This window comes from Streptomyces sp. AgN23 (assembly GCF_001598115.1).
Taxonomy (GTDB): Bacteria; Actinomycetota; Actinomycetes; order Streptomycetales; family Streptomycetaceae; genus Streptomyces; species Streptomyces antimycoticus.
Window position 1 is genome coordinate 7774040 of sequence record NZ_CP007153.1, and the last position, 14778, is coordinate 7788817.

A 14778-nucleotide genomic window follows, 5' to 3' on the forward strand; every position below is an offset into this window, starting at 1 on the left:
TCTGCGGTCAGCGGGCGCTCGCCAGCAGGCCGCGGCTGCGCAGCACTCGCCGCTCGATCGGGGCGAAGATCAGCAGCTCGATGGCGATGCCGACGACGAGGATCATGAGGATGCCGAGGAGCACCCCCGCCATATCGGAGTTGTTGCGCTGGTTCTCCAGATACTGGCCCAGCCCCAGGCCCAGGTCCGGGGACTTGGCGATGATCTCGGCGGCCATCAGCGAGCGCCAGGAGAAGGCCCAGCCCTGCTTGAGCCCGGCGACATAACCCGGCAGCGCGGCGGGCAGCAGGATGTGCCGGGCGCTGACCAGACCGCGGGCGCCGAGGGTGCGGCCGGCCCGCAGGAAGAGCGGGGGCACCTGGTCGATGCCGGCCACCAGCCCGTTGGCGATGGAGGGGACCGCGCCCAGCAGGATGACGGTGTACATCATCTGGTCGTTCAGGCCCAGCCAGATCACCGCGGGCGGCACCCAGGCGACCGAGGGCAGCGACTGCAGCCCGGACAGGATCGGGCCGAGAGCGGCGCGGATGAACTTCACCCGGGCGACGATCAGCCCCAGCGGGGTCGCGATCACCAGCGCGATGACGAAGCCGAACAGACCGCGCGAGACGCTGGTCCAGACGATGTCGAACAGCTCGCCCTGCAGCCACAGCCGGCGCAGCGCGTCCCAGACCAGTCCCGGGTCGGGCAGCTTGTAGTCGTCGGTGACCTTCGCGACGACGAGCACCTTCCACAGGGCCAGGACGACGGCCACGGCCACGATGGGCGGCAGCACCTTCTGGACCAGCACCTCGACCGGTGAGACACGCTTGATCTGCACCGTGTCCAGGGCGTCCAGACCGGCCTCCAGGCCCGCCAAATCCTGGGCGTCGCCCGCATTCGTCTTCGCCGTGGACTTCTCCACGGACTTCTCTGTGGACTGCCCGCCGCCGCTGCCGCCGTCGGCCTCGTCGACCGCGGTGCCGCGGGTGGTCTTACTGCTGGCCATGGCGGCGGATCTCCCCACGCAGTTCTTCGGTGATCTCAACGGACAGGTCGGCGACGGCCGCGTCCTCGATGCGGCGCGGCTGCGGAATGTCCACCGTCCACTCGCGGACGACCCGCCCCGGCCGGGAGGACAGCAGCACCACGCGCTCGGCCAGTCGCACGGCCTCGCGGACGTTGTGGGTCACGAACAGCACCGAGACGCCGGTCTCGCTCCAGATCCGGGTCAGCTCCTCATGCAGCACATCGCGGGTGATGGCGTCGAGCGCGGCGAACGGCTCGTCCATCAGCAGCACGCTGGAGTCCTGCGCCAGCGCGCGGGCCAGCGCCACGCGCTGCCGCATACCGCCGGAGAGCTCGTGCACCCGCTTGCCGTAGGCGCCGCCGAGCCGTACCAGCTCCAGCAGCCGCTCGGCCTGCGGCCTGCGCTCGGCGCGGGGCACCCCGCGCAGCCGCAGCGCCAGCTCGATGTTCTTCCCCGCGGTCAGCCACGGGAACAGGGCGTGCTCCTGGAACATCAGGGCCGGCCGGCCGCCGGGGACCTCGATGGCCCCCGCGGATGTCTTGTCCAAGCCGGCGATCAGATTGAGCAGGGTCGACTTACCGCAGCCGGAAGCGCCCAGGATGCAGACGAACTCGCCGGGCCGCACCTGAAGGTTGATGTCCTCGAGTACGGCCTGGGCCGCTCCGGGACGGCCGAAGGACTTGTGGACGTGGGCGATCGATACGGATCCTGCGGAGTCGGCGGGGCCGGGTGAGCCCGCCGACGCGGCGTCCGCCCGGTCGTCCTTCTCGGTGGTCAGCGCCGGGGACATCCGGTCACCTCCTGATGGATGGGTGCATGCGTACGTGCGTACCGTGCGTACGGGGACGGACGGGCGGCTACTTGACGCCGAGACCCGCGTCGGAGACGGTCGGTTTGCCCTCGGCCTTGAGGACCTTGTTCAGGGGGGCCAGGTCGTAGATGCCCTTGAGGTCGGGCTTCTCCAGAAGACCCGCCTGGACCGCGTGGTCCGCCTCGGTGCTCAGCGTCGAGGCCAGGGGGTCGTCGATGGCCTGGATGGACTTCCACGCCGGGTCGATCACCTCGGCGGGCAGCGGCTTGCCGGTCTCTTCCTTGAGCGCCGCGTTGGCCGCGTTCTTCGCCTGCTCGGGGTTGGCCTTGATGAAGGCGTTGGTCTTCACCGAGCCGCGCAGCACGGCCTCGACGACCTTCGGGTGCTCCTTCAGGAACTCCTGCCGGACGATCACATTCGTGATCACGAACTTCTTGTCCGGCCACAGCGAGGACTCGTCCAGCAGCACCTTGCCGCCATCGGCGACCAGCTTGGACGCGGTCGGCTCGGGCACCCACGCGCCGTCGATGGCACCGGACTTGTACGCGTCGGGGGTGACCTTGTTGTCGCTACGGACCACCGACACATCGCCCTTGCCGCTCTGGGCGTCGACCTTCCAGCCCTTGCTCGCGGCCCAGTTGAGGAAGGCCACGTCCTGGGTGTTGCCCAGCTGCGGGGTGGCGATCTTCTTGCCCTTGACATCGTCGAGCGTCTTGATCTTCTTCGGGTTGACCACCAGCTTGACGCCGCCGGACACCGACCCGGAGATGATCCTGAGGTTGGAGCCGTGCGATTTCACATAGCCGTTGATGGCCGGCGACGGGCCGATCCAGCCGATGTCGATGGAGCCCGCGTTGAGCGCCTCGATCTCGGACGGACCGGCGTTGAAGACGAACGGCGACACCTTCGTGCCGTGCAGCTCCTGCTGGATCTGGCCGCCCTTGCGCAGGCCCACCAGCGCGGTGGCGTGGGTGAGGTTGGCGAAGTAGCCGACCTTCACCTTGTCCAGACCGTCGATCTTCTCACCGCCGGCCGCGGGAAGGGCCGAGGACCCCTGGTCGTCGGTCTTCTTCTGCGAGCCGTAGCCGCAGGCGCCCAGCGCGCCCATCAGCAGGGGAAGGACGGCCGCCGCCGCCAGGATCCGGGTGTGGCGGCGGGGGCGCTCGGCTGGTCGCGCGGGGAGCAGGGGCTCGGTAGACGACACGGAGGTGTTCCTCTCGACGGGCCGGGGCGGCGTCAGAGGACGCCCGGCAGATCAGACGGTTTTCGGCGGCGGTGCTGGACAGAGGCGGACTGCGGCGTCAGCGCGCACATCGTCCGACCCCGCCCTGACCGCTGCCGAGCGCCCCGCTGCCTACGCGGCCGCCCTCCTTGGCGAACGTCGAGAACACCTCACCGGCCATCGTCAGAAGTCCCATCCCTCGTCGTCCCGCGCGGCCTGGTCACCGTCGGCCGACGCCGCGAAGGAGTCGCCCGCCATCCCGGCGGTGAGCGTGGTGCCGTCGGCCGGGTCGATCAGCAGGAAGGAACCGGTGCGCCGCGAGTCCTCGTACGCGTCCAGGGCCAGCGGCTCGGACGTACGGAGCACGACGCGGCCGATGTCATTGGCGGCCAGCTCACCCGGCGCCGGGTGGTGCGACAGATCGGCCAGCGTCAGCCGCGAGGGAATGTCCTTGATGATCGCCTTCATGGTGCGGGTGGTGTGCTTGAGCAGCACCCGGTCGCCCACCCGCAGCGGACGGTCGTGCAGATGGCAGACGGTGGCCTCGACGTCCCGGGTGGTCTCCGGGGCGTGGTCGCTCGGTGCGATGAGATCCCCGCGCGAGATGTCCAGGTCGTCGGCGAGCGTGACGGTCACCGACTGCGGCGCCCACGCCACGTCCACCATCGCGCCCAGCGCGTCGATCCCGGTGATGGTGCTCGTCCGGCCGGACGGCAGCACGGTGACGGCGTCGCCGACGCGCAGCACACCGGAGGCGATCTGGCCCGCGTAGCCGCGGTAGTCGGGATGCTCGGTGGTCTGCGGACGGATCACATACTGCACCGGGAAACGCGCCGGGTCCTGGGACGGGCCGGTGCCCACCGGCACGGTCTCCAGGTGCTCCAGCACGGTCGGGCCGCCGTACCAGTCCATGTTCGCCGACGGGGTCACCACATTGTCCCCCGCCAGCGCCGAGATCGGGATGGCCGTGATCTCCGGGACGCCCAGCGAGGCCGCGTAGGTGGTGAACTCCTCGGCGATGGCCGCGAAGACCGGCTCCGCGTAGTCCACCAGGTCCATCTTGTTGACGGCGAGGACCACATGCGGGACCCGCAGCAGGGCGGCGACCGCGGCATGCCGCCGGGTCTGCTCCACCACGCCGTTGCGGGCGTCCACCAGGACGACCGCGAGCTCGGCGGTGGAGGCGCCGGTGACCATGTTGCGGGTGTACTGCACATGGCCGGGGGTGTCGGCGAGGATGAAACGGCGCTTGGGGGTGGCGAAGTAGCGGTAGGCGACATCGATGGTGATGCCCTGCTCCCGCTCCGCGCGCAGCCCGTCCGTCAGCAGCGCCAGGTCCGGCGTCTCCTGGCCACGGCTGCGCGAGGCGTGCTCCACGGCCTCGAGCTGGTCGGCCAGCACCGACTTGGAGTCGTGCAGCAGCCGCCCGACCAGGGTGGACTTGCCGTCGTCCACCGAACCCGCGGTGGCGAACCGCAGTTGCGAGGTGGCCGCGGACCGCTCCACGGCGGCCGCCGCGGCCTGCTCCTCGGACGTCAGATCGCTCGTCATCGTTAGAAGTACCCCTCGCGCTTGCGGTCCTCCATCGCGGCCTCCGACAGCTTGTCGTCGGCGCGGGTCGCACCCCGCTCGGTCAGCCGGGAGGCGGCTATCTCATCGATGACCTGCTCAATGGTCACCGCGTCCGACTCGACGGCACCGGTGCAGGACATGTCGCCCACGGTGCGGTAGCGCACCATGCGCCGCTCCACGGTCTCGTCGTCCTTCGGACCGCCCCACTCACCGGGCGCCAGCCACATGCCACTGCGGCGGAAGACCTCGCGCTCATGCGCGTAGTAGATCTGCGGCAGGTCGATCTTCTCGCGGGCGATGTACTGCCACACGTCCAGCTCGGTCCAGTTGGAGAGCGGGAAGACCCGGACATGCTCACCGGGGGAGTGGCGGCCGTTGTAGAGCTGCCACAGCTCCGGGCGCTGCCGCCGCGGGTCCCAGCCGCCGAACTCGTCCCGGAGGGAGAACACCCGCTCCTTGGCGCGGGCCTTCTCCTCGTCCCGGCGGCCACCGCCGAAGACCGCGTCGAAGCGGTTCTTGTCGATGGCGTCCAGCAGCGGGACGGTCTGCAGCGGATTGCGGGTGCCGTCCGGGCGCTCGCGCAGCCGGCCGTCGTCGATGAACTCCTGGACCGAGGCCACATGCAGCCGCAGCCCATGCCGGGCGACCGTGTTGTCCCGGTAGTCGATGACCTCGGGGAAGTTGTGCCCGGTATCCACGTGGAGCAGCGAGAACGGGACCGCCGCCGGGGCGAAGGCCTTGAGCGCGAGATGGAGCATGACGATGGAGTCCTTGCCACCGGAGAACAGGATCACCGGCCGCTCGAACTCACCTGCCACCTCACGGAAGATGTGCACCGCCTCGGACTCCAACGCGTCCAAGTGCGCGAGCGCGTACAGGCCCGCGCCCTCTTCCGCGTTGATCGCCGTCACGGTCGTCATGCCGCGCCCCTTTCGTTCGCTCGGCTGCGGTAGTAGCTTCCCGTCATATCGGCGGATTCCTCGCCGTGGGCCCGGCCCCCGGGTGCGGGGAGCGTCGTGGCCCGCGATGCGATGGCCGCGCGTGCCTGGCTCACAGCAGTCCCCGTTCACTCAACAGCAACCGCACCTCGGCCGCCGACTCCTGCACGCTGTTCCTGTGGGTTTCGATGCGCAGATCCGGGTCGGCAGGGGCCTCGTAGGGGTCGTCCACACCGGTCAGCCCCGAGATCTCCCCCGCGGCCTGCTTCGCGTACAGCCCCTTCACATCCCGCTCCGAGCACACCTCGACGGACGTGGCGACATGCACCTCCAGATACGGGGTGCCCTCGCGCTGGTGGCGCTTGCGCACCGCCTCGCGGCTGTCCACGTACGGCGCGATGACCGGCACCAGCACCGTGATGCCGTGGGAGGCGAGCATCTCGGCGACGAAGCCGATGCGCTGGACGTTGGTGTGCCGGTCCTCGCGGGAGAAACCGAGCCCCGAGGAGAGGAACTCGCGGATCTCATCACCGTCGAGCACCTCCACCCGGCGGCCCTCGCCGCGCAGCCGCTCGGCCAGCGCATAGGCGATCGTGGTCTTTCCCGCGCTCGGCAGACCGGTCAGCCACACCGTGGCACCGGTGGTCGTGGGGGCGCTCATCTCGTTCTCCTGGTCGACAGCCATCAGCCGTGCAGCCCGCATTCGGTTTTATTGCTCCCCGCCCAGCGGCCGGACCGAATGTCCTCGCCCTCCAGAACCCGGCGGGTGCAGGGCGCGCAGCCTACCGACGGATAGCCGTCCATCAGCAGGGGGTTGGTCAGCACACCGTGCTCGGCGATATAGGCGTCGACATCCGCTTGGGTCCAGCGGGCGATCGGGGAGATCTTCACCTTACGGCGACGCGCGTCCCAGCCAACGACCGGGGTATTGGCGCGCGTTGGCGATTCGTCCCGACGCAATCCCGTGGCCCAGGCGTCATACTCCCGCAACCCCTCCTCGAGGGGCTGGACCTTGCGCAGGGCGCAGCACAGATCGGGGTTGCGGTCATGCAGCCGGGGGCCGTACTCGGCGTCCTGCTCGGCGACCGTCTGACGAGGCGTCAGGGTGATGACGTTGACATCCATCACCGCGGCCACCGCGTCACGGGTGCCGATGGTCTCGGGGAAGTGGTAACCGGTGTCGAGGAAGACCACATCGACACCCGGGAAGGCGCGGGAGGCGAGATGCGCGACCACCGCGTCCTCCATCGAGGAGGTGACACAGAAACGCGATCCGAAGGTGTCCGCCGCCCAGCGCAGGATCTCCAGCGCGGGGGCGTCCTCGAGGTCCTGGCCCGCCTTCTCGGCGAGCCCCTCGAGGTCGGTGTGCGCAAGCCGGGTCATATCGCCGTGTCCCCTTCATCGATCGGGTCGCGCCGCAGGCCCTTGGCCAACAGCCCGAGGAACGACAGGCGGAACGCTCGATTGCAGGACGCGCATTCCCACGCGCCGTGGCCCTCCTCGGAGGGACGCAGGTCCTCGTCCCCGCAGTAAGGGCAGTAGAACGGGGCAGCGCGCTCGCTCACCGTGCCTCCCGCTCGGTCCCGGCGTGCTCTGCTGCGCAGGCTTCCTTCGCCACTGCTCGCTCCTTCGTCGCCGCGCGGCTCCTCAGCCCAGCCTGCGCAGCGCTCCGGGACACGCTCATGTGAGAGACTCCTCACTGGCCCGTGCCGCCCAGGTGGCGAAGCGCTCGCCGTCCTCGCGCTCCTCCTGGAAGCGGTGCAGCAGCCGCTCCACATAGTCGGGGAGCTGGGTGGCGGTGACCTTCAGTCCGCGCACCTTGCGGCCGAAGCCCGGCTCCAGGCCCAGGGCGCCGCCCAGGTGCACCTGGTAGCCCTCGACCTGCTCGCCGTTGTCGTCCATGACCAGCTGGCCCTTGAGGCCGATGTCCGCGACCTGGATACGGGCGCAGGCGTTCGGGCAGCCGTTGAGGTTGATGGTGATCGGCTCGTCGAACTCGGGCAGCCGGCGCTCCAGCTCGTCGATGAGCGAGGAGCCACGCTGCTTGGTCTCGACGATGGCCAGCTTGCAGAACTCGATCCCGGTGCAGGCCATCGTGCCGCGGCGGAACGGGGACGGCTTGACCTGGAGGTCCAGTGCCTCCAGCCCCGCGACCAGCGACTCCACCTGGTCCTCGGTCACATCGAGCACGATCATCTTCTGCTCGACGGTGGTGGTCAGCCGTCCGGAGCCATGCGCCTCGGCCAAGTCGGCGATCTTGGTGAGGGTCGCCCCGTCCACCCGGCCGACGCGTGGCGCGAAGCCCACGTAGTAGCGGCCGTCCTGCTGGCGGTGGACGCCGATGTGGTCCCGCCACCGCTGGACGGGCTCCTCGGGCGCCGGCCCGTCGGACAGCGGGCGCTTCAGGTACTCGTCCTCCAGCACCTGGCGGAACTTCTCGGGACCCCAGTCGGCGACCAGGAACTTCAGCCGGGCGCGGGTGCGCAGCCGGCGGTAGCCGTAGTCACGGAAGATCGAGGCGACCCCGGCCCAGACCTCCGGGACGTCCTCCAGCGGCACCCAGGCGCCGAGCCGGATGCCGATCTTGGGGTTGGTGGAGAGACCGCCGCCGACCCACAGGTCGAAACCGGGGCCGTGCTCGGGGTGGCGCACACCGACGAACGCGACGTCGTTGATCTCGTGCACCACATCGAGCACCGGGGACCCGGAGATCGCGGTCTTGAACTTGCGCGGCAGGTTGGAGAACTCCTTGCTGCCGATGTAGCGCCGGTGGATCTCGTCGATGGCGGAGGTGCCGTCGATGATCTCGTCCTCGGCGATCCCGGCCACCGGGGAGCCGACGATCACGCGCGGGGTGTCGCCGCACGCCTCGGTGGTGGACAGCCCGACGGCCTCCAGGCGCTTCCAGATCTCGGGCACGTCCTCGATCCGGATCCAGTGGTACTGGACGTTCTGCCGGTCGGTGATGTCCGCCGTGCCGCGCGCGAACTCCTCCGAGATCTCGCCGACAACGCGGAGCTGCTCGGTGGTGAGCCGGCCGCCGTCGATCCGGACGCGCATCATGAAGTGCTCGTCGTCCAGCTCCTCCGGCTCCAGGATCGCGGTCTTGCCGCCGTCGATCCCGGGCTTGCGCTGGGTGTACAGACCCCACCAGCGCATCCGGCCGCGCAGATCGGCGCCGTCGATGGAGTCGAATCCCCGATGGGCGTAGATCGTCTCAATGCGTGTCCGCACATTGAGACCGTCGTCGTCCTTCTTGGTCTGCTCATTGCCGTTGAGAGGGGTGAAGTGCCCCGCGGCCCACTGGCCTTCGCCGCGGTGGCGTCCGGCCTTGCGGCGGGGCGTAGCGCTTGCGCGTTCCGGGGTGGCAGCCATGGCGGTGTGTGTCCTTCTGAGCGACTCTGGTGCGGCGGGTGGTACGTCGGCGCGCACCGCCTGACCTGCGTGTGCGCAGGCGGGCAGGGAGTACGGCGGTGGCCGGTGCGAGATGCGGCGGGGAGGTGTCGAGGCGTGCGCGCTCGCCCACGTCGTCGGGGGCGGCGAGGGGTGCGGGGGATGCTGTGGTGCTGCCCGGGGCTTCAGAGCCCTGTCGAGGTGCGGGTCAGCCCGCCGGACAGATGGCGCTGGACATGCGGCCGAGGTCGACGTGGCGTCGACTCACCAAGGCAATTCCAGCTCGAGACATGACGGAAGCGTGGCATGGCGGTCTCTGGCGAGTCCACCTTTATCCACTATGCGGACAAATCTGTCTCGTATCGCAAGACGTTGTGGTGTTGGTCACTCCTCGTCCGCGGTCTTGACGTCGAAGACGCGAAAGCCCCGGCGGCGGTAGTTGCCCAGCGCGTACGGTCCGTCCTTGCTGCAGGTGTGCAGCCACACCCGCTTGGTCGGCACGCGGTCCGGCCAGCGCTCGGCCATGTCCCAGGCGCGGGAGGTCCCCCAGGTCAGCAGGTGTCCGCCGATGCGGCGGCCCCGGAAGGCGGGCAGCAGACCGAAGTACACGATCTCCACCACGCCCTCGTCCTGGCCCTCCAGCTCGATGTACCCGGCCGGGGTCCCGCGCTCGTACGCCACCCACGTCTCCACACCGGGCCGGTGCAGATGCTCCTCCCACGCCTCGCGCGACCACACCAGCCGGTCGGTCCACGACACGTCCGAGCCCACCGAGGTGAAGAGGAAGTGGCTGAACTCGGGGCTCGGCACCTCGGCCCGGGCGATCCGCACCCCCGCCGTGGCGGGCGGCTCCTGTGCCGGGCTGAGATCCGAGGAAGCGGTCTGCTCCAGGTGCCAGGTGGTCACGGTCATGCTCATGGTGGACAGATAACCATGGACGCCGTTGACTCGCCTTGACGGGTATCGCTCAAGCGGGGGAGGGCGGGACGGGGTGTCCGGAACCGGGGATGTGGAGGAGTTCGCCGAGCTGTTGCGCGAGCTCAAGAGCAGGACGAACCGCAGCTACGCGGCGCTGGCGACCCGCAGCGGGGTGAGCGGCTCGGCCCTGCACCGCTACTGCTCGGGGACGAGCGTGCCCGGCGACTACGAGGTGATCGCGCGCTTCGGCAAGGTGTGCGGGGCCGGCAGCGAGGAGCTGCTGGAGCTGCACCGACGCTGGGTCCTGGCCGACGCCGAGCGCAAGCGGGACGTCTCCCGCGCCCCGGCCGCCGCCGTATCCGCATCCGCTGCTCGCACGGGGCCCGCCGCGTCCGCCGTTCCGGCCGTCTCACGGGACGAGACGGGGGCCGGGCCGGATGCCGAGACGGGGGCGGGGGCGGATACGGAGCCGGGGCCGGAGCCCTCGGTCTCGGCCGCTGCCTCGGACCCGGCCCCGGAACCCGCGTCCGCCCCGCCGCCGTGGCGCCGTCGGCCACTGATCGTCGTGCTCGCCCTGGCCGTGGTCTCCGCCGGAGTGGCGGTCGCGCTGTTGGTGGGGAAGGCGCTGACGTCCTCGGCCGGCTCAAACGGGGCTCCCGACGGCCGGTTGCTGCTGTCCTCCCGCTGTCCGGTCGTGGTGAGCATGGGGCAGTCGGACGCGTGTGTGCATGAGCTCCAGTCGCTGCTCGCCCGCGCGGGCGGCGAACTCGACATCGACGGGGCGTTCGGACCGGCCACCCAGATGCGTGTCGTGGTGTTCCAGCTCCGCAGCGGGCTGACGGCGAACGGATCGGTGGACGAGCGGACGAAGCGGGCGCTCTACGAGAACGAGGGGAAGCCGCTCGACACCTGGACGCCGGAGCGGGTCACCCGGCGCATCCGCGAGGTCTTCACCGAGGACCCCGAGCGCGCGGTCGGCATCGCGGACTGCGCCTCGTACCTCGATCCCCTCTACACCCTGCCCAACGCCAACGCCACCCGGAACTGGGGCGTCTTCCAGCTCTACGACGGCACGCTGCGCAAACTGGGCGGGACCCGGGAGCAGGCGCTGGACCCGGACTGGAACATCCGGGCGGCCCATCGGCTGTGGGCGCTCACCCATGACTTCAGCGCCTGGAAAGCCTGCGACCGCGCCTATCGCGCCGGATCCAAGGGCGACAAGGGGACCAAAGGCGACAAGGGGGCCATGGGGACCAAAGGGAGCTGATCGCCGCCCGACGCACCGCCCGGGCATCCCATCGGCCATCCCAGCGCCCGCCGTCTCCGCAGGTCGAGGACGGTTTCCGATCCCGCTGTCCCGATTTCCCCGGTCGGTCGCCCGCCCCACCCGGAGGGCTGGGATCGTGCTGCCGCCGTCCCAGACGGCCCACGGATCCGCAGATGAAGGAGACGAAGACGACCATGGCTGTGACCAGCACACGGATCAGACTCGGCGCCCTGCTCGGCGGCGCGGTCCTCGCCACCACCGGCGTTCTCACCGCCCAGAGCGCGGTGGCCGCCCCCAGCGCCCCCGTGGCCGCCGACGCCCCCTCCGCCGCCGCGGTGACCAAGCTCAGCCACTCCGACGCGGCGAACCGGCTGCGCGGCGCCGGGATCTCCTGGACGTCCAGCGGGGGCTGCTCGGACCGCAACAACCCGACCTGCACCTCGTTCGAGCAGATCAACCTGACCACCGTGCAGGGTGCCAGCACGCTGAAGGGGGCCACCGGCTGCGCGCTGACCATCACCGGCGGCACCGAGACCGGGCACGCCTCCGGTACGTACAGCCACTGGAACGGCTACAAGCTGGACTTCAGCCCCACCAGCTGCCTCAGCAACTACATCACCGGCACCTTCACCAACATCGGCCCGCGCCCCGGTGACGGCGCCCAGCAGTACAAGTCCGGCTCGGGCAACGTCTACGCACGCGAGAGCAACCACTGGGACGTGACCTACTACAACTGCGGAGGCTGCTGACCCGCGGCTGCCGCGCTCCCACCGGCCGTCCGGACGGCTGCAACGCGGCGCAACCTTTGCGCATGGCCGTACCGGGCACGGACAGTGGGCCCGGCGGGCGGAGGGTGGTGCCGAGTCGGCGCGGCATCCCCTCCGCCGACGCCTTCGCGGGCGGTTCGGCCTGGTCACTGGATGAGCGGCGGTGAACAGGCCCGATACGGTGAGAAGGTGCAGCCAGCAGAAGAAACACCGAAGCCGTCCGGCCGGCTCCGCAAGGCCCGCGCCCTGTATCGCAATGTGTCCAAGCGCAGGATGGCCTGGCTGCTGCTGAAGGACACCGTCGATTCCTGCATGGAGTACCGGGTCACCGGACTCGCCGCCGAAGCGGCCTTCTTCACCCTGCTGTCGCTGCCGCCGCTGCTGCTCGGTCTGATCGGGCTGCTCGGCTATTTCGACGCGTGGACCAGCACCGACACGGTGGCCACCATCCGGCAGAACATTCTCGACGCCTCCGCGACCGTGCTGTCCGACCGCGGCGTCAAGGAGATCGCCCGGCCGCTGCTGGACGATGTCATCAAGGGCGGCCGCCCCGATGTGATCTCCCTCGGCTTCGCCATCGCCCTGTGGTCCGGCTCCCGCGCGGTGAACGTGTTCGTGGACACCATCACCATCATGTACGGGCTGGAGGGGCGGCGCGGGATCGTCCGGACCCGGCTGCTGTCGTTCCTGCTCTACCTGGTGGCGCTCCTGGTCGGGGCGGTGGCGCTGCCGCTGCTGGTGATCGGGCCGGAGGCGGTGGTGGACCTGCTGCCGTCCAGCGGGGAGCCCGTACGGGTCCTGTACTGGCCCGTGGCGATGGTGCTGTCCATCGCCTTCCTCACCACGCTCTACCACGTGTCCGTGCCGGTGCGCTCGCCGTGGCGGGAGGACATCCCCGGAGCGCTGGTGGCCCTCGGGATGTGGGTGCTGGGCAGCTTTCTGCTGCGGATCTACCTGGTCCATACGGTCGAGGGCCCGACGATCTACGGCTCGCTGGCCGCACCCGTCGCGGTGCTGCTGTGGATCGGAGTGTCCGCCTTCGCGGTGCTGGTCGGGGCGGCGGTCAACGCCGCGATCGACCGGGTCTGGCCCTCGGTGGCCACGGCCGCCGGGCGTGCCGAGCGCGTCGCCCGCGCCCGGGAGGAGGCGGCCCGGCTGCGGGCGAAGGGCCAGCGCACGGCGGACGACGGCGCGGCGGAGATCACCCCGCCGTCGGAGTTCCCCGAGCGTTGGGCCCAGTTCCTGCCGCACGCGGACATACGCTCCCGGCTGCACACCAAGCGCGAGGCGGCGGAGAAGGCCGCCGGGAAGCCGTCGGGGAAGCCCTCGGAGAAGCCCTCGGAGGCATCGGCCGGTCAGCCCGCCGGTCAGCCCTCGGAGCCCCCGGGGAACGCGTCCGGGGAGCCTCGGCCGCCCCGGCAGGGGCCGAGGCGTCCGGACGTACGGTCCGCCGCGGACGGCGCGGGCGGCGCCACGGACAGCACCGCGGCGGACGACGACCACCCGGTGCGCTGACGCGCCCGCCCCGCCGGAAAGACGCGCCCATCCCGCCGGAAAATGGATGGCGCCCTCGCGCGGGGCTGGGCTACGGTTCTCCCGTTCCGTGTTGCCCGTGGTGCTACGAGTTGAGGAAAGCAGGAGGTGAGGACATTGATGACGGTCACGGTGGCGAGCGCTGCTCGCGTTCAGGAGTTCCTCGTTTCCACCCCTGCGGCCTCCGGCTGACACCTCTTCGGAGGCCGCCCTTCGAAGGGTTTCCTCCGTGTTCAACACTTCCTCCGGCTCCGCGTCTTCGCACGCCCTCACCGCCTATGGCTGGGACGACGGCTGGGCGGACACGTTCGCCCCGTACGCCGCGCCGGACCTGATGCCCGGGCGGGTGCTCCGCGTGGACCGTGGCCTGTGCGATCTCGTCACGCCCCAGGGCACCGTACGGGCGGACACCGAGCTGGTGACGCCGCGCGATCCGATGCGGATCGTGTGCACCGGCGACTGGGCCGCCGTGGACGCCGAGGGCGATCCGCGTTACGTCCGCACGCTGCTGCCGCGCCGTACCGCCCTCGTACGGTCCACCTCGTCGAAGCGCTCGGACGGCCAGGTGCTGGCGGCCAACGCCGATTACGCCGTCATCGCCATCTCCCTCGCCGCCGAGCTCGACCTGGGCCGGGTGGAGCGGTTCACCGCGCTGGCCTGGGAGAGTGGCGCCCAGCCGCTGCTCGTCCTCACCAAGGCCGATCTGGTGCCCGATCCGGGCACCCTGGGCCATCTGGTGTCCGACACCGAGATGGCGGCGCCCGGTGTGCGGGTGCTGCCGGTCAGCTCCGCGACGGGGGAGGGGCTGGCGGAGCTGGCCGCCCTCCTCGCCCCCGGCACCTCGGTGCTGCTCGGCCAGTCCGGCGCGGGCAAGTCCACGCTGGCGAACGCGCTGGTGGGCGCGGACGTCCAGGACGTCCGCGCGATCCGCGACAGCGACGGCAAGGGGCGGCACACCACGACCACCCGCGATCTGCTGCCCCTGCCCTCCGGCGGGGTGCTGATCGACACCCCTGGGCTGCGCGGGGTGGGGATGTGGGGCGCCGAGGGCGGTGTCGCCCAGGCGTTCGCCGAGATCGAGGAGCTGGCCGCGCGGTGCCGCTTCCCCGACTGCGCCCACCAGGCCGAGCCGGGCTGCGCGGTGCTCGCGGCGATCGACGACGGCTCGCTTCCGGAGCGGCGGCTGGAGAGCTACCGCAAGCTGCTGCGGGAGAACGAGCGGCTCGCGGCCCGTACGGACGCGCGGCTGCGAGCCGAGATGCGGCGCGACTGGAAGCAGCGGCAGGCGCTCGGCCGCCACATGATGGAGCGCAAGCGCGGACCGATGCGCAAGCCGTAGCGGTCCGTG

General features: G+C 70.7%; 15 protein-coding genes. 4 read left to right on the plus strand and 11 right to left on the minus strand.

The features are described from left to right. Positions 1–7 precede the first annotated feature (7 nt). From AS97_RS33760 to AS97_RS33810, 11 genes are all read right to left on the minus strand, one after another. A complete protein-coding gene (locus AS97_RS33760; RefSeq protein ID WP_247204568.1) occupies positions 8–988 on the minus strand; it encodes an ABC transporter permease in 981 nt (326 codons plus the stop codon). Continuing rightward, positions 975–1799 (minus strand): ABC transporter ATP-binding protein, encoded by an 825-nt coding sequence (locus AS97_RS33765; protein ID WP_086711125.1) that lies wholly within the window; start codon positions 1797–1799, stop codon positions 975–977. Before AS97_RS33765 ends, AS97_RS33760 begins: the two co-directional genes overlap by 14 nt. 67 nt (positions 1800–1866) lie before the next feature. Next, the gene (locus tag AS97_RS33770; RefSeq protein ID WP_236670328.1) at positions 1867–2928 is read right to left on the minus strand and encodes an ABC transporter substrate-binding protein; all 1062 of its coding nucleotides are present in this window, start codon (positions 2926–2928) and stop codon (positions 1867–1869) included. A gap of 297 nt (positions 2929–3225) precedes the next feature. Then, positions 3226–4593: a GTP-binding protein gene (locus tag AS97_RS33780; protein ID WP_210566185.1), complete on the minus strand. Its 1368-nt coding sequence runs from the start codon at positions 4591–4593 to the stop codon at positions 3226–3228. 2 nt (positions 4594–4595) lie between these two features. Beyond that, entirely contained in the window at positions 4596–5534 is a 939-nt protein-coding gene (gene cysD / locus AS97_RS33785; RefSeq protein WP_059141768.1) for a sulfate adenylyltransferase subunit CysD, read from the minus strand. 130 nt (positions 5535–5664) lie between these two features. Then, positions 5665–6255 (minus strand): adenylyl-sulfate kinase, encoded by a 591-nt coding sequence (gene cysC, locus AS97_RS33790; protein ID WP_210566186.1) that lies wholly within the window; start codon positions 6253–6255, stop codon positions 5665–5667. Continuing rightward, positions 6237–6935: a phosphoadenylyl-sulfate reductase gene (locus tag AS97_RS33795; RefSeq protein WP_086711123.1), complete on the minus strand. Its 699-nt coding sequence runs from the start codon at positions 6933–6935 to the stop codon at positions 6237–6239. Before AS97_RS33795 ends, cysC begins: the two co-directional genes overlap by 19 nt. Next, positions 6932–7117 carry a hypothetical protein gene (locus tag AS97_RS33800; RefSeq protein ID WP_014055605.1) on the minus strand — a complete coding sequence of 62 codons (186 nt, stop codon included), beginning with the start codon at positions 7115–7117 and terminating at the stop codon, positions 6932–6934. The genes AS97_RS33795 and AS97_RS33800 overlap by 4 nt, the downstream gene beginning before the upstream one ends. A 115-nt stretch (positions 7118–7232) precedes the next feature. After that, entirely contained in the window at positions 7233–8927 is a 1695-nt protein-coding gene (locus tag AS97_RS33805; protein ID WP_059141770.1) for a nitrite/sulfite reductase, read from the minus strand. A gap of 226 nt (positions 8928–9153) precedes the next feature. Next, positions 9154–9237, minus strand: coding sequence for a putative leader peptide (locus AS97_RS49090; RefSeq protein ID WP_309471194.1), 84 nt, complete (start codon positions 9235–9237; stop codon positions 9154–9156). A 92-nt stretch (positions 9238–9329) separates the two neighbouring features. Continuing rightward, positions 9330–9863 carry a GNAT family N-acetyltransferase gene (locus tag AS97_RS33810; RefSeq protein WP_210566187.1) on the minus strand — a complete coding sequence of 178 codons (534 nt, stop codon included), beginning with the start codon at positions 9861–9863 and terminating at the stop codon, positions 9330–9332. A gap of 73 nt (positions 9864–9936) precedes the next feature. On the opposite strand from AS97_RS33810, the gene AS97_RS33815 reads away from it, so the two are divergent. The 4 genes from AS97_RS33815 (at position 9937) to rsgA (ending at position 14769) form a co-directional block, all read left to right on the plus strand. Continuing rightward, a complete protein-coding gene (locus AS97_RS33815; protein ID WP_247204569.1) occupies positions 9937–11130 on the plus strand; it encodes a helix-turn-helix domain-containing protein in 1194 nt (397 codons plus the stop codon). Between the two features lie 194 nt (positions 11131–11324). After that, positions 11325–11879, plus strand: a complete 555-nt coding sequence (locus AS97_RS33820) for a hypothetical protein (protein WP_059141868.1) — start codon at positions 11325–11327, stop codon at positions 11877–11879. 207 nt (positions 11880–12086) lie between these two features. Further along, entirely contained in the window at positions 12087–13412 is a 1326-nt protein-coding gene (locus AS97_RS33825; RefSeq protein ID WP_247204570.1) for a YhjD/YihY/BrkB family envelope integrity protein, read from the plus strand. Between the two features lie 247 nt (positions 13413–13659). After that, positions 13660–14769, plus strand: a complete 1110-nt coding sequence (gene rsgA, locus AS97_RS33830) for a ribosome small subunit-dependent GTPase A (RefSeq protein ID WP_059141774.1) — start codon at positions 13660–13662, stop codon at positions 14767–14769. Positions 14770–14778 lie beyond the last annotated feature (9 nt).

What these genes read in the sequence shown, in the direction of transcription:
- AS97_RS33760 (WP_247204568.1), bottom strand. Translation starts at nt 988, where the DNA reads ATGGCCAGCAGTAAGACCACCCGCGGCACCGCGGTCGACGAGGCCGAC.
- AS97_RS33765 (WP_086711125.1), bottom strand. Translation starts at nt 1,799, where the DNA reads ATGTCCCCGGCGCTGACCACCGAGAAGGACGACCGGGCGGACGCCGCG.
- AS97_RS33770 (WP_236670328.1), bottom strand. Translation starts at nt 2,928, where the DNA reads ATGGGCGCGCTGGGCGCCTGCGGCTACGGCTCGCAGAAGAAGACCGAC.
- AS97_RS33780 (WP_210566185.1), bottom strand. Translation starts at nt 4,593, where the DNA reads ATGACGAGCGATCTGACGTCCGAGGAGCAGGCCGCGGCGGCCGCCGTG.
- cysD (WP_059141768.1), bottom strand. Translation starts at nt 5,534, where the DNA reads ATGACGACCGTGACGGCGATCAACGCGGAAGAGGGCGCGGGCCTGTAC.
- cysC (WP_210566186.1), bottom strand. Translation starts at nt 6,255, where the DNA reads ATGCGGGCTGCACGGCTGATGGCTGTCGACCAGGAGAACGAGATGAGC.
- AS97_RS33795 (WP_086711123.1), bottom strand. Translation starts at nt 6,935, where the DNA reads ATGACCCGGCTTGCGCACACCGACCTCGAGGGGCTCGCCGAGAAGGCG.
- AS97_RS33805 (WP_059141770.1), bottom strand. Translation starts at nt 8,927, where the DNA reads ATGGCTGCCACCCCGGAACGCGCAAGCGCTACGCCCCGCCGCAAGGCC.
- AS97_RS49090 (WP_309471194.1), bottom strand. Translation starts at nt 9,237, where the DNA reads ATGTCTCGAGCTGGAATTGCCTTGGTGAGTCGACGCCACGTCGACCTC.
- AS97_RS33810 (WP_210566187.1), bottom strand. Translation starts at nt 9,863, where the DNA reads ATGAGCATGACCGTGACCACCTGGCACCTGGAGCAGACCGCTTCCTCG.
- AS97_RS33820 (WP_059141868.1), top strand. Translation starts at nt 11,325, where the DNA reads ATGGCTGTGACCAGCACACGGATCAGACTCGGCGCCCTGCTCGGCGGC.